At 73.5% G+C, this 19,602-nt stretch carries 15 protein-coding genes and 2 tRNA genes; 9 read left to right on the forward strand and 8 right to left on the reverse strand.

Annotated elements, in window-relative coordinates; translation table 11 throughout:
* The first annotated feature begins 717 nt into the window (after window positions 1–717).
* The 5 genes from OO54_RS29415 (at window position 718) to OO54_RS29435 (ending at window position 7,290) form a co-directional block, all read left to right on the forward strand.
* Window positions 718–2,547: an SPFH domain-containing protein gene (locus tag OO54_RS29415; RefSeq protein ID WP_033208447.1), complete on the forward strand. Its 1,830-nt coding sequence runs from the start codon at window positions 718–720 to the stop codon at window positions 2,545–2,547.
* 127 nt (window positions 2,548–2,674) lie between these two features.
* Window positions 2,675–3,268: a lytic polysaccharide monooxygenase auxiliary activity family 9 protein gene (locus OO54_RS29420; protein WP_033208352.1), complete on the forward strand. Its 594-nt coding sequence runs from the start codon at window positions 2,675–2,677 to the stop codon at window positions 3,266–3,268.
* Between the two features lie 90 nt (window positions 3,269–3,358).
* A complete protein-coding gene (locus tag OO54_RS29425; protein ID WP_033208353.1) occupies window positions 3,359–5,020 on the forward strand; it encodes an AMP-binding protein in 1,662 nt (553 codons plus the stop codon).
* A 372-nt stretch (window positions 5,021–5,392) separates the two neighbouring features.
* Window positions 5,393–6,697 carry a sensor histidine kinase gene (locus tag OO54_RS29430; RefSeq protein ID WP_033208356.1) on the forward strand — a complete coding sequence of 435 codons (1,305 nt, stop codon included), beginning with the start codon at window positions 5,393–5,395 and terminating at the stop codon, window positions 6,695–6,697.
* The gene (locus OO54_RS29435) at window positions 6,628–7,290 is read left to right on the forward strand and encodes a response regulator (RefSeq protein WP_017237126.1); all 663 of its coding nucleotides are present in this window, start codon (window positions 6,628–6,630) and stop codon (window positions 7,288–7,290) included. The genes OO54_RS29430 and OO54_RS29435 overlap by 70 nt, the downstream gene beginning before the upstream one ends.
* Before the next feature lie 81 nt (window positions 7,291–7,371).
* On the opposite strand, the gene OO54_RS29440 is transcribed toward OO54_RS29435, so the two are convergent.
* Together OO54_RS29440 and OO54_RS29445 are read right to left on the reverse strand one after the other, a co-directional pair.
* Window positions 7,372–7,445 (reverse strand) — tRNA-Lys (locus tag OO54_RS29440).
* A 76-nt stretch (window positions 7,446–7,521) separates the two neighbouring features.
* The gene (locus OO54_RS29445) at window positions 7,522–8,280 is read right to left on the reverse strand and encodes an IclR family transcriptional regulator (RefSeq protein WP_033208359.1); all 759 of its coding nucleotides are present in this window, start codon (window positions 8,278–8,280) and stop codon (window positions 7,522–7,524) included.
* Window positions 8,281–8,708: 428 nt separating this feature from the next.
* Between OO54_RS29445 and OO54_RS29450 the strand changes: the two genes are divergently transcribed.
* Window positions 8,709–9,800 (forward strand): LLM class flavin-dependent oxidoreductase, encoded by a 1,092-nt coding sequence (locus tag OO54_RS29450; protein WP_033208361.1) that lies wholly within the window; start codon window positions 8,709–8,711, stop codon window positions 9,798–9,800.
* Between the two features lie 267 nt (window positions 9,801–10,067).
* Window positions 10,068–11,768 (forward strand): glycosyl hydrolase family 18 protein, encoded by a 1,701-nt coding sequence (locus OO54_RS29455; RefSeq protein ID WP_033208363.1) that lies wholly within the window; start codon window positions 10,068–10,070, stop codon window positions 11,766–11,768.
* A 101-nt stretch (window positions 11,769–11,869) separates the two neighbouring features.
* Here the strand turns inward: OO54_RS29455 and OO54_RS29460 are convergent, their stop codons facing one another.
* Window positions 11,870–13,774 (reverse strand): putative bifunctional diguanylate cyclase/phosphodiesterase, encoded by a 1,905-nt coding sequence (locus OO54_RS29460; RefSeq protein WP_033208365.1) that lies wholly within the window; start codon window positions 13,772–13,774, stop codon window positions 11,870–11,872.
* A 326-nt stretch (window positions 13,775–14,100) separates the two neighbouring features.
* Between OO54_RS29460 and OO54_RS29465 the strand changes: the two genes are divergently transcribed.
* Complete coding sequence (locus OO54_RS29465; protein WP_418953272.1) at window positions 14,101–15,381, forward strand: M6 family metalloprotease domain-containing protein; 1,281 nt, start codon at window positions 14,101–14,103, stop codon at window positions 15,379–15,381.
* Window positions 15,382–15,453: 72 nt separating this feature from the next.
* Here the strand turns inward: OO54_RS29465 and OO54_RS29470 are convergent.
* From OO54_RS29470 to OO54_RS29480, 4 genes are all read right to left on the reverse strand, one after another.
* A tRNA-Lys gene (locus OO54_RS29470) sits at window positions 15,454–15,527 on the reverse strand.
* The gene (locus OO54_RS43085) at window positions 15,518–16,147 is read right to left on the reverse strand and encodes a hypothetical protein (protein WP_063738340.1); all 630 of its coding nucleotides are present in this window, start codon (window positions 16,145–16,147) and stop codon (window positions 15,518–15,520) included. The genes OO54_RS29470 and OO54_RS43085 overlap by 10 nt, the downstream gene beginning before the upstream one ends.
* Before the next feature lie 215 nt (window positions 16,148–16,362).
* The gene (locus OO54_RS29475; protein ID WP_017237133.1) at window positions 16,363–16,725 is read right to left on the reverse strand and encodes a hypothetical protein; all 363 of its coding nucleotides are present in this window, start codon (window positions 16,723–16,725) and stop codon (window positions 16,363–16,365) included.
* Window positions 16,726–16,857: 132 nt separating this feature from the next.
* The gene (locus OO54_RS29480; protein WP_033208366.1) at window positions 16,858–17,472 is read right to left on the reverse strand and encodes a TetR/AcrR family transcriptional regulator; all 615 of its coding nucleotides are present in this window, start codon (window positions 17,470–17,472) and stop codon (window positions 16,858–16,860) included.
* Between the two features lie 155 nt (window positions 17,473–17,627).
* Between OO54_RS29480 and OO54_RS29485 the strand changes: the two genes are divergently transcribed.
* A complete protein-coding gene (locus OO54_RS29485) occupies window positions 17,628–18,263 on the forward strand; it encodes a peroxiredoxin-like family protein (protein ID WP_234439483.1) in 636 nt (211 codons plus the stop codon).
* Here OO54_RS29485 and OO54_RS29490 read toward each other — a convergent pair.
* Window positions 18,247–19,584: an AAA family ATPase gene (locus OO54_RS29490; RefSeq protein WP_033208367.1), complete on the reverse strand. Its 1,338-nt coding sequence runs from the start codon at window positions 19,582–19,584 to the stop codon at window positions 18,247–18,249. The genes OO54_RS29485 and OO54_RS29490 overlap by 17 nt on opposite strands.
* Window positions 19,585–19,602: the final 18 nt, after the last annotated feature.

Below are 19,602 nucleotides of genomic sequence, written 5' to 3' on the forward strand. Positions count from 1 at the left end.
GCCTCCCGTGACGCGGCCCGCACCGCGAGACGCCTCACCGACGGCGCCCTCCCCCGCACCTCCCCACCTCCGACGCCCCATGCTCCTGCCGGGCCTGCGGCTCGGCCCAGTGCCGATGCGGATGCCGATGTCGGTGTCGGTATCGGTGCCAGTGCCAGTGCCAGTGCCAGTGCCAGTGCCGGGGCCGAGGCCGAGGCCGCGGGCGGGGCCGTGTCCCCGCCGTCCGGCGATGCCGCCGGACCCGCCGCCTCGACACCCCACAGCACCCCCGCGGCCGCGACTCCCACACCCGACGCCCCCGCTACGGCCGTGACCCCCGCGCCCGTCGGCGCCGCCGAGACCGCGCCCGCGCCGTCGCCGTCCGTGTCTGCACTTGCCCCTTCCTCCACCTCTACCCCTGCCTCTGTGTCTCAGGGCGTCGGGACGGGCGCTGCGGCGTCGGTGGCCGCGCTCGTCCCTCAGGGCGTCACGGAGGCAGGGGTCCCGGCGTCCGGTGTCGCCGGGACCGCGGGCACCACGGTGGCGATGGCAGCGACGACGGCGGCTCCGCGGGCCGAGGACCGTCCGCCCGCTCCGGGGACCGCGGGCTCGCCGCTCCCCGGAGCCGCGGCGCGAGAGGGACTTGCTGCCCGGCGGGTCTCGGAGACGGGGACTGCCTTCCGTGCGCCGGAGGGGCCGAAGGCCGCCGCCGAGGCGGCTGGGCCCGTCACGGCGCCGGTGGTGTCCGGCGCGGCCGGGCGGATGGGCGGTACGGCGCCCGGGCCGGTCGCCGGGCCGGGTACCGGAGGGTCCGGGCGCAAGACGGCAGAGGCGTTCGCGTCCGCTGCCGTGCGGACCGGCGGCTCGCCGGCGATCCCGGTGGCAGGTACCACCATGGACCCCACCACAGGCACCGCCATCACCGTCACCAAGCCCCACACCCTCACGAAGGCAAGCGGCAGCACCCCCATCGCCGCCAAGTCCGGCGGCATCACCTCCATCGCCGCCAAGGCGAGCGGCAGCACCCCTATCGCGGCCAAGTCCGGCGGCATCACCTCCATCGCCGCCAAGGCGGGCGGCAGCACCCCTATCGCGGCCAAGTCCGGCGGCATCACCTCCATCGCCGCCAAGGCGAGCGGCAGCACCCCCATCGCCGCCAAGTCCGGCGGCGACACCGACACCGGCATCGCTCCCGCTCCCCACTCCCCGGCCCCCCTCGACGACCGTCTGCCCGACTTCGGGTGGATCGCCGGTGCGAAGGTGGGTGTCGTGGCCGTGCCGGTGGCGGCCGTGGTGCGGGTGGCGCGGCGGAAGAACGTGATCGGGGCGGAGACGACGGGGTCGATTCCGGTGCACCTGCTGTTCAGGGACGAGCCGGAGGGCGTGGTCGCGGGGGCGATGGGTGACGACGGCGGGCCGGACACCGTGGCGATGGTCAGGCCCGTGCCGGCGAAGGGCTCGGCGTCGGCGAAGAACGGGGGGAGGCCCGCCATTCCGGCTCCGTCGAAGGTGCAGGGGTCGGTCGCGCCGCCGGCAGGGCAGGGCGGGCGGGACAAGCCGGGGAGGCGGAAGAGGGAGTCGCGCCCCGAGGCCGGGGTGGAGGTCGTGGGGAAGCCACGGCAGGCGGAGTCCGTGGCGGGGGCGAGGCCCGCGCCGACGGCGGATCCCGGGTTGGTGGAGCGGCCGGCGCCGGTGCTGCCGGGCTGGGTCGGGGTGGTGGCGGGGGCGCTGGCGATCGTGGGGTCGGCGGGGGTGGTGTGGTGGACGGGGGCCGTGCCCGAGGAGGCGGCGCGGATGCTGCGGCTGCCGGTGCGTCCGTACAACGGGATCCATCTGGGGCAGTGGGCGCTGCTGGCGCTCGGCGTGGTGGTGACGCTGTTCGCGCTGGGCGGTCTGGGGCGGGGCCGGGTCGGCTACGCGTGGGTGCTGACGCTGTTCGGCGACTACCGGGGCACGGTGCGGCGGACGGGGCTGGTGTGGGTGAGCCCGCTGTTGCTGCGGCGCAGGGTCGACGTACGGCTCCGGCACTGGCGGAGCGAGCCGCTGTCGGCGGTGGACGCCAAGGGGACGGCCCTGGACGTGGTGGTCCTGGTGGTGTGGCGGGTTCGGGACACCGTCCGGGCGGCGCTGGGGGTCGACGGGCACGAGGAGTACCTGCGGGAGCAGGTGGAGGCGGCGATGGCACGGGTGCTGTCGCAGCTTCCGGCGGACGTGTTCCACGAGGACGCGCCGACGCTCCGGGACGCGGAGGCGGTGGGCGAGGCGCTGACGCGGATGCTGTCGGCGGAGTGCGCCCCGGTGGGCGTGGACGTGTTCTCGGTGCAGCCGACGCGGATCGAGTACGCCCCGGAGGTCGCGGCGGCGATGCAGCGGCGGCGGATCGCGGCGATCGACGCGAAGCACCGGGACAGCGTCCTGACGTCGGTGGTGGACGCGGTGGACGACGTGGTCCACCGGCTGACCAGTCGTGGTCTGGTGGAGCTGGACGACTACGAGCGCAAGGCGCTGGTCAAGGACCTGACGGTGGCGTTCTACACGGGCCGGACGGCTCCCGCCGAGGGGGCGTGAGGGGATGGACATGTTCAACTTCCGTCCATACCTTGGTACTTGGTCCAGACCAAATTGAGTCACCCGCAAGACCGCACGCGTGCAGCACGACCCAACGGAACTCCCCACGTTCTCCTGGAGCGACAGCATGCGCAACAAGTCAGTCGGGGCGGCGGTGGTGGCGCTCGGCGTCGCCGGCGTCACCCTCCTCGGTACCGGCAGTGCCGGTAGCCACGGCTACACCGACTCGCCGATCAGCCGCCAGAAGCTCTGCGCCAACGGCACCGTGACCAACTGCGGCCCCATCCAGTGGGAGCCGCAGTCGGTCGAGGGCCCGAAGGGGTTCCCCGCCGCCGGTCCCGCCGACGGCAGGATCTGTTCGGCCGGGCTCACGCAGTTCGCCCAGCTCGACGACCCCCGGGGTGGCGCCTGGCCGACGACGAGCCTCACGGCGGGGCAGAGCTACAGCTTCCGCTGGCAGTTCACGGCCCGGCACCGCACCACCGACTTCAAGTACTACATCACCAGGAACGGCTGGGACCCGACCCAGAAGCTGACCCGGGCCGCGCTCGACCCGCAGCCGTTCCTGACCGTCCCCTACAACAACCAGCAGCCGCCGGCGACCCTCTCGCACTCCGGGACCATTCCGGCGGGCAAGACGGGCCGTCACCTGATCCTGGCGGTGTGGACGATCGCGGACACCGCGAACGCGTTCTACGCCTGCTCGGACGTCAAGTTCTGACCGGTCGGCCGGCCGGAAGCCGTGGAGCTCCGGCCGGCCGTCGGGTCCGGGGCGTTCAGTTCTGACGATACGTCAGTTACAGTCCGGCCCATGAGGGGTGCGGACACCGTCGCGGAGCTCGTACGACGCCAGTGGGGCGACCAGCGGATCGGCCTGAGGGACGAGCACCACACCCTCACCCACCACCAGGTCGCCGCCGGCGCCGCCGCGCGGGCCGCACTGCTCGTGGACCTGATGCCGCCCGTGCCGGGGGGCGAGCCGCACCTCGGCATCCTGCTCGACAACACGCCGGAGTACCCGCTCTGGCTCAGCGCGGCGGCCCTCGCGGGGGCCGCCGTCGCCGGGATCAACCCGACCCGGCGCGGCGCCGAACTCGCCCGGGACATCCGGCACACCGCCTGCCGGGTCCTGGTCACCCAGCGCACCCACCTGCCCCTCCTCGACGGGCTCCCGCTGCCCGGCGTGCGCATCCTGGTGACCGACACCGACGCCTACCGGGAACTCCTCGCCCCCTACGCCGGCGCCCGCCCGGGAGACGCGACCCTCGGTCCCGTACGCCCCGACAGCCGCTTCCTGCTCTCCTTCACCTCCGGCTCGACGGGGGCGCCCAAGGCCGCCCTGTGCAGCCAGGGGCGGCTGGCGGCCGCCGGAGCCTCCCTCGTCTCCCACTTCGGGGTCGGCCGGGACGACGTCCACTACGTCTGCATGCCGATGTTCCACGGCAACGCCGTCATCGCCGACTGGGCGCCCGCGCTCACGGCCGGCGCCGGGGTCGCGCTGCGGGCCCGCTTCTCCGCCTCCCGCTTCCTGCCGGACGTACGCCGCTTCGGCGCCACCTACTTCACCTACGTCGGCCGGGCCGTCCAGTACCTGCTCGCCACCCCGCCCGCCCCCGACGACCGCACGCACCCGCTCCGCCTCGGCTTCGGCACCGAGGCGGGGGCGGTGGACGCGGCCCGCTTCCGGGAGCGCTTCGGGGTCCCGCTCGTGGAGGGGTACGGCTCCTCCGAGGGCGGCGCGGCGATCCAGCGGACCCCCGACACCCCGACGGGCGCGATCGGCCGGGCGGCGCCGGGCGACGACCTCGCCGTCATCGACGCCGAGACCGGCGAGGTCTGCGCCCCGGCCCGCTTCTCGCCCACCGGCCGGCTCCTCAACGCCTCCGAGGCCGTCGGCGAACTCGTCAACCGCGGCCGCTCGCCCTTCGAGGGCTACTGGCGCAACCCCGAGGCGGAGGCGGCCCGGCTGCGCGGCGGCTGGTACTGGACGGGCGACCTCTTCTACCGGGACGCCGACGGCTTCCTCTACTTCGCGGGCCGCACCGACGACCGGCTGCGGGTCGACAGCGAGAACCTCGCGGCGGCGATGATCGAGCACATCCTCGCCCGCTGGGACCGGGCCGCGGGAGTCGCCGTCTACGCCGTGCCCGACCCGGTCGCGGGAGACCAGGTCATGGCGGCGATCGCGCTGCGCGAGGGCGCCGCCTTCGACCCGGCGGCCTTCGCGGCCTTCCTCGCCGCGCAGGCGGACCTCGGAACCAAGATGCCGCCGCGCTTCGTCCGCGTGATGCGCGAGCTTCCCCTCACCGCCACCAACAAGATCCACCGGGTGGCGCTGCGGCGGGCCGCGTTCCGCTGCGAGGACCCGGTCTGGTGGCGGCCGACGCCCAGCGCTCCGTACGAGCGCCTGACGCCGGCGGCGACGTCCGCGCTCCTGACGGAATACACGACCCACGGCCGCACTCCGCCATAGCCGACACCCCCGCCCGTGCTCCCACCCGGCAGGCCTGCGCCCACCGCCGCGCGTGCTCCCACCCGGCAGGCCTGCGCCCACCGCCGTGTGGGCAATCGTCCCGCAGGGCGGGACGGGTGGGCACACGGGACGGCGCGCCTTGGCGGCGCCTCCGCGTTCCGTGCCCTGACCCGCACTCCAGTGACGGCGCACATCCGGTGCGGGTTCAGGCGCTGAAGCCTCTGGCGCCGGCAAGGGCGCCGTTCCGTTGCGCCCACCCGTCCCGCCCCTTGCGGAACGCCTGCCCACAACGGGGGGTGGGCCCAGCCATACCCCCGGTCCGCCCGGTAGGGCCATCGTGCTGCGCCCGCCCGCGCCCTAGCGTTGGCGCCCATGGAACCCCGTACGTGCTGGCAGGCACTCACCCGGACGCGCTTCCCGCTCGGCTCGTGGCCCTGGAGGGCCGCGGGATACCTGGCGAGCGGCGGGATCGTCGGAGCCGCGGTGTGCCTGGTGTACCTGGTGCTCGGGGTGTTCTCGCTGTTCGTGGTCGGGCTGCCGCTGCTGCTGCTGTCCGGGCCCGCCCTCGGCGGCGTCGAACGCCGCCGGCTGCGGCTGGTGGACCGGGACCCGGCACCCGACCCGCACCGGGTCCCCGCCGCGCCGGGCCTCGCCGCGTGGCTGCGGGTCAGGGCGGGGGAGCAGGCGACCTGGCGGGAGCTCGCGTACGGGCTGCTGCTCGCGACCGTGCTGTGGCCGCTCGACCTGCTCGCGCTCGCCGTCGGCGTCGGCCTGCCCGTCGCCCTCCTCGGCGCGCCCGTCCGGCTGGCCGTGGACGGCCAGGAGACGAAGGTCGTCAAGGCGTACCTGGTGACGTCCTACCCGGAGGCCTTCGCCGCCGCGCTCCTCGGCGCGGTCCTGCTCGTGGTCCTGGCCTACCCGCTCGCCGCCGTCGCGGGGGCCCGCGCGGCCCTGGCCCGGGCCCTGCTCACGCCCCGGGAGGGCGACGGGGGCGGCGCCATCGGGGAGGTCATCGCGTCGCGGGCCCGGCTGGTGGACGCCTTCGAGGCCGAGCGGCGGCGGATCGAGCGGGACCTGCACGACGGGGCGCAGCAGCGCCTGGTCGCGCTGACCATGACCCTGGGCCTGGCGCGTCTTGACGCCCCGGCCGGCGGCCCGCTGGCCGAGCAGCTGGCGAAGGCCCACGCGGAGGCGGGGCGGGTGCTGACCGAGCTGCGGGAGCTGATCCACGGCATCCATCCGCAGGTCCTGGCGGACTACGGGCTCGGGCCGGCGATCGTCGACGCCGCGGACCGGTCCGCCGTGCCGGTGGACACCGACGTGGAGCTGCCGAGGCTGCCGACGAGCGTGGAGAGCGCCGGGTACTTCGCCGTCTGCGAGGCGCTCGCCAACATCGGCAAGCACAGCGGGGCGACCCGGGCGGCGGTCACCGCCCGGCATGCCGACGGCGTGCTGCGGCTGGCCGTCGAGGACGACGGGCGGGGCGCGGCGGATCCGGCCCGGGGGAGCGGGCTCACCGGACTCGCCGACCGGATCGCCGTCCTCGATGGCACACTGACGATCATGAGCCCGCCGGGCGGGCCGACCGTCCTGCGAGTGGAGATCCCGTGTCCCGCACTGCCCGAAAGCTCCGCGTCGTCCTCGCCGAGGACAGCGTCCTCCTCCGGGAGGGGCTGATCGGCCTCCTGGCCCGGTTCGGCCACGAGGTCGTCGCCGCCGTCGGCGACGCGGACGGGCTGCGCGAGGCGGTCGCCGCCCACGACCCGGACGTCGTCGTCACCGACGTGCGGATGCCGCCCGGCTTCCAGGACGAGGGGCTGCGTGCCGCGGTCGCGCTCCGGGCCGGGCGGCCCGGTCTGCCGGTGCTCGTCCTCAGCCAGTACGTGCAGCGCAGCTACGCCGCCGACCTGCTCGACACGGGCGACGGCACCGGCGTCGGCTACCTGCTCAAGGACCGGGTGGGGCAGGTCGAGGAGTTCCTGGACGCCCTGGCCCGGGTCGCGGACGGCGGCACGGTCGTCGACCCCGAGGTCGTCCGGCAGCTGCTGCGCCGGCACCGGGACCCCCTGGACGCGCTCACCCCGCGCGAGCGGGAGGTCCTCGGCCTGGTCGCGGAGGGCCACTCCAACGGGGCGATCGCCCGCCGCCTGGTCGTGACCGAGGCCGCGGTCGGCAAGCACATCGGCAACATCCTGGCGAAGCTGGACCTGCCTCCGGCCGAGGACACCCACCGCCGCGTCCTCGCCGTCCTGACGTACCTCCGCGCCTGACGCCCGCCCGGGGGCCCGCGCAGGGCCCCCGGGCACGACAAGAAGGCCCCCTCGCTTGCGCGAGGGGGCCTTCTCTGTCTGTGCGCCGCCAGGGACTCGAACCCCGGACCCGCTGATTAAGAGTCAGCTGCTCTAACCAACTGAGCTAGCGGCGCCTGCTGACAGAGAAAATACTACCTGGTCCCGAGGGGTGCTTCCGACCACCCCGCGGGACCGGGTTTCTCCGTGTCCTCAGATCGCCAGGGAGAGCACCACCGGAGCGGCCCTGCGGTTGAGCGTGTCGGCCGCGGCGCGGAGCCGGTGGGCGTGCTCGATCGGGAGGGAGAGGGCCAGGCAGCCGACGGCCGAGCCCGCCGTGAGCGGGACGGCGGCGCAGACCGTGCCGACCGCGTACTCCTGGAGGTCGAGGACGGGGACGGTCGCCGGCTGGCTGTCGAGCTTCGAGAAGAGGATCCGCTCGCTGGTGATCGTCCTGGAGGTCAGCCGGGCGATCTTGTGCCGGGAGAGGTGGTCCCGCCGGCCGTTCTGGTCGAGCTGGGTGAGCAGGCACTTGCCGACCGTGCTGGCGTGCGCGGCCGAGCGGAAGTCGACCCACTCGTTGACTTTGGGCGTGCGAGGGCCGTCGGCGAACTGGGTGATCTTCACTTCGCCGTCGATGTATCTGCTGATGTAGACCGCGGCACCGACGGAGTCGCGCAGTTCGGTCAGGGTCTCCTGGAGTTTCGCCTCCAGGGCCTCGCGGCGGGTCAAGCCGGAGCCGAGGAGGACGAGGGAGTCCCCGATCACGTACGCGCCGTCGGCCACCTGCTCGACGTACCCCTCACGCCGGAGCATGAGGAGCAGTGAGGACAGGTGGGCCACGGGCAGGCCGGTCTCGCGCGCGATCTGGACGTCCGTCACTCCGCCACCGTGCCGTGACACCGTCTCGAGGACGCGCAGGGCGTATTGCACCGAGTGGAACGGCGCGGTGGGCTCGGGCTTCAGCGCCACGGTTTCCCCCTACCAGGTTGTGACCGCAAGCTTTCGTACCACGATAGCCGCCAAGGACCGTTTACGGGGCGGCTGTTGGCGAGAATGATGCGGACGATCCGGGCCCTACGCTGGGGCGCGCCACCCTGGCATATGCCCACGTCATGAGTGCCGTGGAGAGTCTGAGGTCAGGGCGGTGCGCGACGGTGCTCGTGAGCGCGTTCGGCCGGTGGCGAACGGGAGATTTTTTACGGGGAAGCGGACCCGGCCACGGCTCTCCGGGTGGCCGAGAACCCTCGGTGGCCCCCGGAATAACCGGAGACACCCTCCTGTTGTAGCCCTGATGTATCCGAGACGCGTTCGGCTACGCATCCGGAGAGGTGTCCGTCCGGGTGCCGCGGGGCGCGCCCGGACAAGGATTCGCACATGGGCCGAGGAGGGTCTCGACGGTGACCGACGCTATTCGAGGAGAGGCGCGGGGCAACGCGCCCGTACCGCTGTCCGTGCTGGACCTGGTGACCGTCGGCAGCGGGCGGACCGCGACCCAGGCGCTGGCGACCAGCGTCGAGCTGAGCCGGCTCGCCGAGCGGCGCGGCTTCCACCGCCACTGGGTGGCCGAGCACCACTCGATGCCGGGAGTCGCCTCCTCCTCCCCGGCGGTGATCCTCGCCCACCTCGCCGCCCACACCCGCCGCATCCGGCTCGGGTCGGGCGGCGTCATGCTCCCCAACCACGCCCCGCTCGTCATCGCCGAGCAGTTCGGCACCCTGGAGGCCTTCGCCCCGGGCCGGATCGACCTCGGGCTTGGGCGCGCGCCCGGCACCGACGGGGCCACGGCGGCGGCCCTGCGGCGCACGGACACCCTGAACGAGGGCGCGGACGACTTCCCGGAGCAGCTCTCCGAGCTGACCCGGTTCCTGGACGACGACTTCCCGGACGGGCACCCGTACGCCCGGATCCACGCCGTGCCCGGGCCGGTGCAGGGCCCCGAGGGGCGACCGCCGGTCTGGCTGCTCGGTTCGTCCGGCTTCAGCGCCCGGCTCGCCGGCCTGCTGGGCCTGCCCTTCGCCTTCGCCCACCACTTCTCGGCGCGGAACACGATCCCGGCGCTCGACCTCTACCGGGAGTCGTTCCGGCCCTCGGCGGTCCTCGACGCCCCGTACGCGATGATCGGCGTCTCGGCGCTCGCGGCCGACGGGGCGGCGGAGGCCCGCCGCCAGGTCCTCTCCGGCGCCCTCGCGATGCTGCGGCTGCGCACGGGACGGCCGGGTCTGGTGCCGACGCCCGAGGAGGCGGAGGCGTACGGATTCAGCCCCGCGGAGCGGGAGTTCGTGGACGGCTGGCTGGCGAACGTCGTGTACGGCACCCCGGACGAGGTCCGTACGGGCCTGGACGACCTGCGGAAGCGGACGGGCGCCGACGAGCTGATGATCACGGCCAACGCGCACGGAGGGGACGCCCGGTTGCGGAGCTACGAACTGATCGCGGACGCGTACGACCTGCCGGAGCTGCCGGAGCTGCCGGAGCTTCCGGAGGGGTAGATCCGGCCCGAATCCCGGATTCCGGCAGCGGGTTGGTTCGTTCCGGAACCGCCCCCGCCGCACCCCTAAGTGAACCTTAAACCGCTCGTCACCGATGGTGGCGGGCGGTTTCTTTTTGTGCTGCACCCCTCTGACAAGGGCTTTCGCCGTCAAATTGGTCTAGTCCTCAATCTGGTTCAGACCATTGACGTGCCGTTCACGCGGCGGCTATCACTTCCTCAGCTCTTGTACGGCACCACCCAGTACTCCCCCCATCGGAGGCCGCACGTGCACCCCCGTAAGCCCTTGATCGCCGCGCTGCTCAGCTCGGCCCTCGCCGCCGGCGCGCTCGCCGCGACGGTCGGCCTCGGTTCCGCCCAGGCGGCCGACACGTCGACCACCGCCTCTGCGGGCAACGTGCGCATCGCGTACTACGACCAGTGGAGCGTCTACGGCAACGCGTTCTACCCCAAGCACCTCGACACCCGGGGCATCGCGAGCCAGCTGGACGTCATCAATTACTCGTTCGGCAACATCCACCCCACCAACCTCACCTGTTTCGAGGCCAACAAGGCCGCGGGTGATGACAACAACCCCAACGCGGGTGACGGTGCCGGCGACTCGTACGCCGACTACCAGAAGTCCTTCAGTGCGGCCGACTCCGTCGACGGCGTCGCCGACAAGTGGGACCAGCCGATCGTGGGCGTCTTCAACCAGTTCAAGGAACTGAAGGCGAAGTACCCCCACCTGAAGATCAACATCTCGCTCGGCGGCTGGACCTACTCGAAGTACTTCCACGACGCGGCCCTGACGGACGCGAGCCGCAAGAAGTTCGTCGCCTCCTGCATCGACCAGTACATCAAGGGCAACCTGCCCGTCGAGGGCGGTTACGGCGGCGCGGGCACGGCCGCCGGCATCTTCGACGGCATCGACATCGACTGGGAGTACCCGGGCTCCTCCGGCGGCCACCTCGGCAACCACTACGGCCCCGAGGACAAGCAGAACTTCACGCTGCTCCTCGCCGAGTTCCGCAAGCAGCTCGACGAGTACGGCGCCGCCAACGGCGGCAAGAAGTACCTGCTGACCTCGGCCCTCCCGGCCGGCCAGGACAAGATCAAGTACATCGAGACCGACAAGATCGGCCAGTACTTGGACTACGCCAACATCATGACGTACGACATGCACGGCGCCTGGGACGGCGACGGGCCGACGTACCACCAGTCCCCGCTGTACCCCTCCCCGAACGACCCGACCGACGTGATCGCGCCGGGCACGGAGAAGTACAGCATCGACTCCGCCATCGACTCCTGGATCGACGGCAACCCGACGTACGGCATCACCGGCGGCTTCCCCGCCAACAAGCTCACGCTGGGCTACGAGTTCTACTACCGCGGCTGGAAGGGCGTCCCGGCCGGCACCACCAACGGCCTCGCCCAGACCGCCACCGGCGGCTCCAACGCCCGCCCGCTCAGCCAGCAGGCCGGCATCGCGCACTACAAGGAGCTCGGCGGCATCGTCGACAACGCGTCGACGACCTTCTGGGACGACCAGTCGAAGTCCTCGTACTTCTACAAGGACGGCGAGTTCTTCACCGGCCTGAACCAGCGGTCCATCCAGGCCCGGGTGGACTACGCCAAGCAGCGCGGCCTGGCCGGCGCGATGATGTACTCGCTCCTCGGCCTGGACGAGAACGCCACCCTGCTGAAGCAGATCAACACCGCGCTCGGCGGCACCACCGCCCCGCCCACCACGACGCCGCCGACCACCCCGCCCACCACGCCGCCGACCACCCCGCCCACCACGCCGCCGACGACCCCGCCCACCACGGGCTGCGGCTCGGTCCCGGCGTACGTGGCCGGCACGGTCTACAACGCGGGCAACGAGGTCTCCCACAACGGCCGCAAGTGGAAGGCCAAGTGGTGGACGCAGAACGAGACCCCCGGCACCACCGGTGAGTGGGGCGTCTGGCAGGACCTCGGCGCCTGCTGAGCGCCTGACCTCCCTCCGGCCTGACCGGCCGAACCCCGCATGACCACTGCCCCCGCCCGGAATGTCCCTCCGGCCGGGGGCAGTTCCATGCCCGGGCCCGGTCAGACCGGAAGCGGCTCCGAGCCGATGAGTTCGGCGATGCGGTCCGGGGCCACCGCGCGCGAGTACAGCCAGCCCTGGCCGGTGTCGCAGCCGATCCGCCGCAGCCGGTCGGCCTGACCGGAGGTCTCGACGCACTCGGCGGTGACGGTGAGGCCGAGCCGGTGCGCGAGGTGGACGAGCGCCTCGACGATCAGCTCGTCCGCCGGGTTGGCGTGCTCCTCGTCCTGGAAGCCCCGGACGAAGGAGCCGTCGAGCTTGAGGACGGAGACGGGGAGCCGGCTCAGATACGCCAGGTTCGAGTAGCCGGTGCCGAAGTCGTCGATGGCGATCCGCACGCCCATGTCGCTCAGCGCCTGGAGCGCCTGGAGCGGCCGGCCGGCCGAGCCCATCACGGCGGACTCGGTCAGCTCCAGCTGGAGCAGGTGCGGGGCGAGCCCGGTCTCGGCGAGGATCCCGGCGACGTCCGCGACCAGGTCGGAGTCCCAGACCTGGCGGACCGCCACGTTGACGCTCACGAAGATCGGGCGCTCGCGCGGATGGTCCTTCTGCCACTGGCGGGCCTGACGGCAGGCGGTGTCGAGCACCCACCGCCCGAGCTCCACGATGGAGCCGTCCTCCTCGGCGATCCCGATGAACCGATTCGGCGCGAGGGAGCCGAACTGCGGGTGGTTCCAGCGCACCAGCGCCTCCACCCCGCGCACCGCCCCGTCCGCCAGGTCCACCAGGGGCTGGTACTCCAGGGCGAACTCGCCGAGCTCCACGGCCGGCCGCAGGGTGGAGGAGAGCGCCTGCCGGGTCATCCGGTGCGCGTTGCGCTCCGGGTCGAAGAGGGTCCAGCGGGCCTTGCCGTCGGCCTTGGCCCAGTAGAGCGTGGTGTCCGCGGCCTGCATCAGCGCGGTCGCCGTCGTCCCGCGCGCGGAGCGCTCGACCACGCCGATCGACGCGGAGACCGAGAGCCGCTGGCCCGCGAGGTCGAACGGGTGCTGGAGCGCGCCGAGCACCGAGCCCGCCAGATCGGCCAGTTGCTCCGTGCCGGTGGAGTCCTCGACGAGGATCGCGAACTCGTCGCCGCCGAGCCGTGCCACGAGGTGGCCGCCGCTGCGGGTGTAGCCGTCGCGGTCCGCGCACTCCGTCAGACGGGCGGCGACGGCGGCGAGGAGCCGGTCTCCGACCCGGTGGCCGAGGGTGTCGTTGACGGCCTTGAAGCCGTCGAGATCGAGGTAGCAGAGACCGATCCGCCCTGTTCTGCCATACCCGTACGACTCGTATGAACGGTCCGGGCGGTGGGCGGAGGCGACCGACTCGTCCTCCTCCGGGGCGTCCGGCACGGCGGCTTCCAGGGCGGCGGACAGCCGCTCGAAGAACAGCGCCCGGTTGGGCAGCCGGGTCACCGGGTCGTGCATCTGGAGGTGGCGCAGCCGTGCCTGGAGCTCGCGCCGGTCGCTGATGTCGGAGATCGACAGCAGGACGCGCCGGCTGTCGGGCACGGGGGCGACGGTGATCTCCGCCCACAGGGAGCGCCCGTCGGGGTGCTTGAGGCGCCGGGTGCAGCGGAAGCGCGAGCGGCGGCCGCCCAGCACCTCGCGGTACGCGTGCCAGGTGCGGCCGTCGGAGGCGAGGTCGACGAGGTCGGCCGCGGCCTGGTCCCGGAGCGCGCCGGGTTCGGTGCCGAGGAGCGTGCCGAAGGAGTCGTTGGCGGCGACGACGGTGCCGCCCTCGTCGACGACCGCCATGGCGAGCCGGGAGACCTGGAAGGCGGCCCGGCAGTCGCGGAGTTCGGCGTCGGTGCGACCCGCCCGCCCCGTGGAGTCCGGGTACCGGGCGTGACGCTCCGTGAGCGCCCGGTCGGCCGCGTGCTGCTCCGGCGGCTCTGGGTGCACCGGTCCTTCGGGGGTTCCGTTCACCGCTCGCTCCCGTACTGCAGTCGGGCCGGTCACATGTGGTCGGGATGGTCGGCCAAGGAAGAGTGAGCCGATCATAGAGCCCGTGCGGGGGAGCCTTCCAGCTCCGGGGCGCGTGCGAAGGGCGCGCACCCGTGTGGGGAAGCCCACCCCCGTGCGCCGCCCGATCGTTTCTGCGCGGGTCTGACACGGGTCGACGACGACCTGACCGAATGTGACTTTCCGTGAGCTGAAGCGCGTCCGTGTTGCGTCGACCGCGCGGTGCGCCCTCACTCGACCGGGGCAGCGGAAACGTGCGAAACCTCGCAAATCATCACAAGGTGGGTGGGGTGTCCCGCATTCCCGATCCGGAGGTCCACGTGAGGGGTCAGCAGCCACCCGGGGGAGTGGAACGCTCGCGGCTGCGTGCCGGAGCGGCGGCCTTCACCTCGCTCGCCGCCCTGGCCGCCACCGGTCTCGTCGCCGGCCCCGCCGTCGGCGCGCCGACGGCCGGTCCCTGCGCGCTGCCCCGTACCGCGGCCCACCACTCGCTCGGCCTCGACACCTGGAACGACTCCTACCCGCGCCCGGCCCGCAGCCTCGACGCGGTCATGATCTTCCTGTCCTTCCCGGACTCCGACCCGCTCACCGAGCCGGCCGAACTCGCCGCCGACCACTTCCCCGCCACCAGTGAGTTCTTCGACCGGGCCTCCTACGGGCGCTTCACCCTGCACCCGCACCCCCGGTCCGCCTGGACCCGGATGCCGAAGGAGTCGGGGGAGTACGACATACGGCGGGACTGGGACGCCGGGAAGCGCGCCGCGTACCTCCGCGACGCGATCGCCGCCGCCGACGCGGACGTCGACTTCTCCGCGTACGACATCGTCTACCTGGTCGCCGACCCGGACGCGCCCGGCGTGGACTCGGACGCCACCAAGGTCGTCAACCTCGACCGGCCCCTGGAGGTCGACGGCACCGAACTCAAGCGGGTCGTCACGGTCTTCGAGCGGCACCCGCCCGACCGCAACGTCCTCGCCCACGAGACCGGCCACGTCTTCGACCTGCCCGACCTCTACCACCGGCCGGTGGACGGCAAGGGCGACTGGGACACCCATGTGGGGGACTGGGACGTCATGGGCAGCCAGTTCGGACTCGCCCCCGACATGTTCGGCTGGCACAAGTGGAAGCTCGGCTGGCTCTCCCGGGCCCAGGTGAGCTGTGTCCAGGGCGCCGGCACCCGGGTCGTCAGCCTGGAGCCGAGCGACGCCCCGCCCTCGGCCGGCGGCACCCTCGGCACCCGGCTCGCCGTCGTCCGCACCGGCCCCGACAGCGTCCTCGCCGTCGAGGCCCGCAGCGCCGAGGGCAACGACGCCGAGACGTGCACCGAAGGCGTCCTCGTCTACCGGGTGCGGGCCGACGCGGCCTCCGGCGACGGCCCGGTCGAGGTCGTCGACGCGCACCCGCGCACCGAGGCCTGCTGGGACCGCTCGGTCTACCCGCCGCTGGCGGACGCCCCGCTGGAGGAGGGCGAGACCCTCACCGTGCCCGGGACCGGCGTCCGCGTCGAGGTCACGGACCGGACCGAGGCGGGCGGCTGGACGGTACGGATCACCCCGCCGGCCGTCGGCTGAGGAGCCGCGGTCGGCGTCCGCGCCCGGAACACGAAGAAGCCCCCCGCTTTCGCGAGGGGCTTCTTCCGTCTGTGCGCCGCCAGGGACTCGAACCCCGGACCCGCTGATTAAGAGTCAGCTGCTCTAACCAACTGAGCTAGCGGCGCCTGCTGACGTCGTAGACATTAGCATCCGGATCGGCGGGAGGAAAAATCGATACCCGCACGTCGGCGGCGGAGGCCGCCCGGGCGGCCCGCACGCAGGCCCACAGCACGACCTCGGGTCCCGGCAGCCACGGGTGCCGGGTGTCCGGGGCGACCAGCCAGCGGGGCCCGGAGGCGTCGGAGGACGGCACGAGCGGCGGCACGGTCACCGCGTCCCCCACGCCGTGGCACAGCGGCCGCGGAACCGCCTCGCCCCACTCCTCCCAGTCGAGGAGGGCCGGCAGCCGCTGGGCCGTTCCCGGCGCGGCGAACAGCATCATCCGGCCCCGGTGCATGGCGACGGGCCCCGAGCCCGGACCCTCCTCCCACAGCCGGTCCAGCATCCGGCGCCCGAAGACCGGGTCCACGTTGACGACGTCGAAGACCGTCCCGCAGGGGAGCGCCGCCGGAGAGGAGGGACGGGCCTCCCAGCGGGTGAGCGCGGCCCCGTGCCCCCCGGCGGCCGAGGCGAGCCACGTGGCCCCGTCGGCGGTCACCCGGGCCGTCTGGTGCCGTCCCTCGTCACCCTCCCGGAGGAACCGGAAGACGTCGTGCGGGGTCTCGTCGCGCAGCCAGGTCGTCATGCGTCCAGATCTACCCGCCGTAACCGGGCGGTTTCCGAGGGTTCCCGGAATCCCGGACGCGAAGGCCCCGCGAGGAGTATCGTGCGCCCCGCATATGCCAGGGGGCGCGTGCGGGACGCACACGCGCCGACCCCCCGCGCGGGGGCGCCGGGGGTGCCGGGGCGCACGGTGCTCCGGAGGCTCACGCGCCCCGGAGGCTCACGCGCCCCGGGGGCTCAGGCCTGATCCTCCGCGGGGCGGCCGTTCGTACGGATCAGGTCGCGGCCGAACTCGATCATCTTGACCGCGTAGTCCTCGGTCCACTGGGCCCGCTCGGCGACGGCCGCGGGAGTCAGCCGGTCGAACCGGCGCGGGTCCGCCAGCTGGGCCGCGGCGATGGCCTGGAACTCGGTCGCCCGGTCCGTGGCCGCGCGGAACGCGAGCGTCAGCTCGGTCGCACGGGCCAGGAGCTCCCGGGGGTCCTCTATCGACTCCAGGTCGAAGAAGTGCTCCGGATCGGCGGTCGCCTCGGCAGGCTCGAAGACCAGCGGGGCCGGCCGAAGCCGCCGCTGTCCGCTCCGCTCCGCGGATTCCGCCATCGTCCTTCTCCTCCTCGCACAGGCACGGCCCGGAATCCCGGGCCGTCTTCCATTGTCCCGCGTCCCGCAAGAGCGTGAACCCTCCGCCGCGCGCCCCCGGAAAGCTTCCGATCCCCGGGCCGGCCGGGGCCGTCAGCCGTCGAGGCCGCGCAGCAGCAGGCGCAGCCCGCCGAAGAACTCCTGGTCGGGGCCCACCTCGCCGGCGGTCCGCGCCGTCTCCGCCAGGTGGGGGAACCGGTCCTCGGGCAGCCCGGCGATGACCGCCGTGCCCTCGCCGGCGAGGGGCCCGAGGTGTTCGAGCTGGATCGCCCCGGTGACGTACCCGTGGAGCGCGCGCAAGGCGACGACCCGCTGCCGGCCGTCGATCCCCGCCTCGGTCAGGATGCCGAGCACGGTCTCCGACCAGCGCAGGCCCGCGGCCGCGTGGTGCCGGTGGGCGAGGGTCAGCGGGACGGCCTCCGGGTGGCCGGCCACGGCGTCACGCAACCGCCCGACCATGATCTCGATCCGCTCCCGCCAGGGCGTGTCAGGGGCGGGCGGGGTGGCGTCGACGGAGCCCAGGACGCGGTCGACCACGAGCCCTTCCAGTTCCTCGCGGTCGCTCACGTAGCGGTAGAGCCCCATGGGGCTCATGCCGAGTTCCTTGGCGACGGTGCGCATGGAGAGGGCGGCGAGCCCGTCGCGGTCGATGACGGCGAGGGCCGCGGCGGCCAGTCGGTCCAGGGTGAGGGAGCGGGGTCGAGGCATGACGGTTGACAGCGTACGCCATACGCCTACGCTGTTAGGGGTACGCCGTACGCCTACGAAGTGGCGAGGCGCCGCAAGGCGTCCGTGACCTCCCCTGCCCTGCCTCCCAGCCCCGCTGTCCTCCATGACCCCGTGTCCCACGAGGAAGGTGCCCCATGCACACGCCCCGGTCCCGCACGTCCCGGTCCCGCACGTCCCAGCACTCCGGCAGCCCGCTCCGCAGCGGCCGCTGGGAGTCCGGGCGTTCCGTGCCCGCCCGGACGCTCACCCCGGTCCTCGGCCCCCCGCTGTCCCTACCGGACCCCGCGCGCCCCACACACGTGCAGTTCCGCCGCTTCGCGGGCTGCCCGGTCTGCAACCTCCACCTGCGGTCGGTGGTCCTGCGGCACGAGGAGATCGAACGGGCCGGGATCCGTGAGGTGGTCCTCTTCCATTCCCCCGCCGACGAGCTCCGCGAGCACGTCGCCCATCTCCCGTTCGCCGTCGTCGCGGATCCGGCCAAGGCGCTGTACGCCGAGTTCGGGGTGGAGGCCCACCGCAGGGCCCTGCTCGACCCGCGCGCCTGGCCGGCGATCCTCCGGTCCCTGCTCCGCGGCGCCTGGGAGCTGTTCCGAGGGCGGGGGCGGCTGCCCGCCACCTCCCAGCCGGGCGGCCGCCTCGGCCTTCCCGCCGACTTCCTGATCGCCCCGGACGGCCGCGTCGCCGCCGTGAAGTACGGCGAACACGTCTACGACCAGTGGTCGGTCGACGAACTCCTCGCCCTGGCCGCCCCGCTCAGGGAGTCCAGCTGACCCGGTGTTCCGCCAGATGGGAGAGGACCGCGTGGTTCGCCTCCCAGCCGTCGGGGAACGAGACCGCGGCCCCCAGCTGGACCGGTTCCGTCGACGGATGCTCGTCGAGGAGCTCCGAGACGCCCGCGCGGCAGACCACCACACAGGCATGCCGGTGCCGGGAGGCGAGGACGCACAGCCGGCCCGTCTCCAGATGGAAGGCGGTGGCGTCCGGACGGCCGGACAGCGGGTGGAGGACGACCGTCACGTCGTACTCGCGGCCCTGCAGGCGGTTCGCCGTGTCCACCGTCACCCCGGTCACGCCGAGCGCGGCCAGCGCCGCCCGGACCGCCGCCGCCTGATCGCGGTGGGCGGTCCCGACCGCGACCCGGTCCGGAGTCAGCGCCACCGGCTGCTCCGACTGCTCCGAGACCGCGACCCCGCCCCGGTCGAGCAGCCGGCGCACGACCAGGGCGACCGCGCCGACCGCCTCCGGGTCGGTCCGCGGAGTGCGCCGGGCCGGCAGTTCGAGCAGGCCCCAGCCCGACTCGGCCGCCTCGTCGAGGACCCGGTCGGGCCCCGACCCGTCCGACGGCACCGAGAACGAGAGCTTCCGGTCCTCGGGCCCGGTGCCGCTGCGGAACGGAGTGAACGGGTAGAAGGCGTCCGAGACCAGCGGCGCCGCCGAGGCCGGCAGCCGCCACGACACCGGCAGCCGGTGCTGCGGCAGCTCCGGATTGTGCGCCAGGAGCGTGGAGACCGCGCTCGCCGAAGGGTCGTACGACAGCCCCGCCCACTGCTCCGCACCCACCACCGAGAACGGGTCGAGCTGCCCGGGGTCACCCACGAACAGCGCCCGCTCGAACAGCCCCGCCACCGCGAGCAGCGCGTCCGAGCGCATCTGGTACGCCTCGTCGACGATCGCGTGCGCCCACGGCTCGACGTTCTTCACGTGCGCCCACTTGGCGGAGGTGGACAGGACCACCGGCAGCCCGGCCAGCTCACCCGCCTTCGCCGACTTCCGTACGTTGTCCAGGTCGTCGAGCGCCTTGTCGTACGGGTCGCTGTCGTTCGAGTGCAGCCGCCCCACCTCCAGGCCCGGCTCCTTCGCGGCCAGCCGCAGCACCAGGTCGTCCACCTGCGCGTTCGTCTGCGCCACCACCATCAAGGGGCGTCCCGCGGCGGCCAGTTCGAGGGCCGCGCGCACCACCAGGGTCGACTTCCCGGCCCCCGGCGGCGAGTCGACGACGACACCGCGCGACGAGCCGTGCAGGGTGTTCGCGAGGATGCCGGCCGTAGCCCGGCCCGCGGCGGCACCGGGGTCGAACGGCTCGACCCGCACCGCGGGTCCTCGCGGGTC

It is taken from the genome of Streptomyces wedmorensis, assembly GCF_000716445.1.
Lineage (GTDB): Bacteria > Actinomycetota > Actinomycetes > Streptomycetales > Streptomycetaceae > Streptomyces > Streptomyces wedmorensis.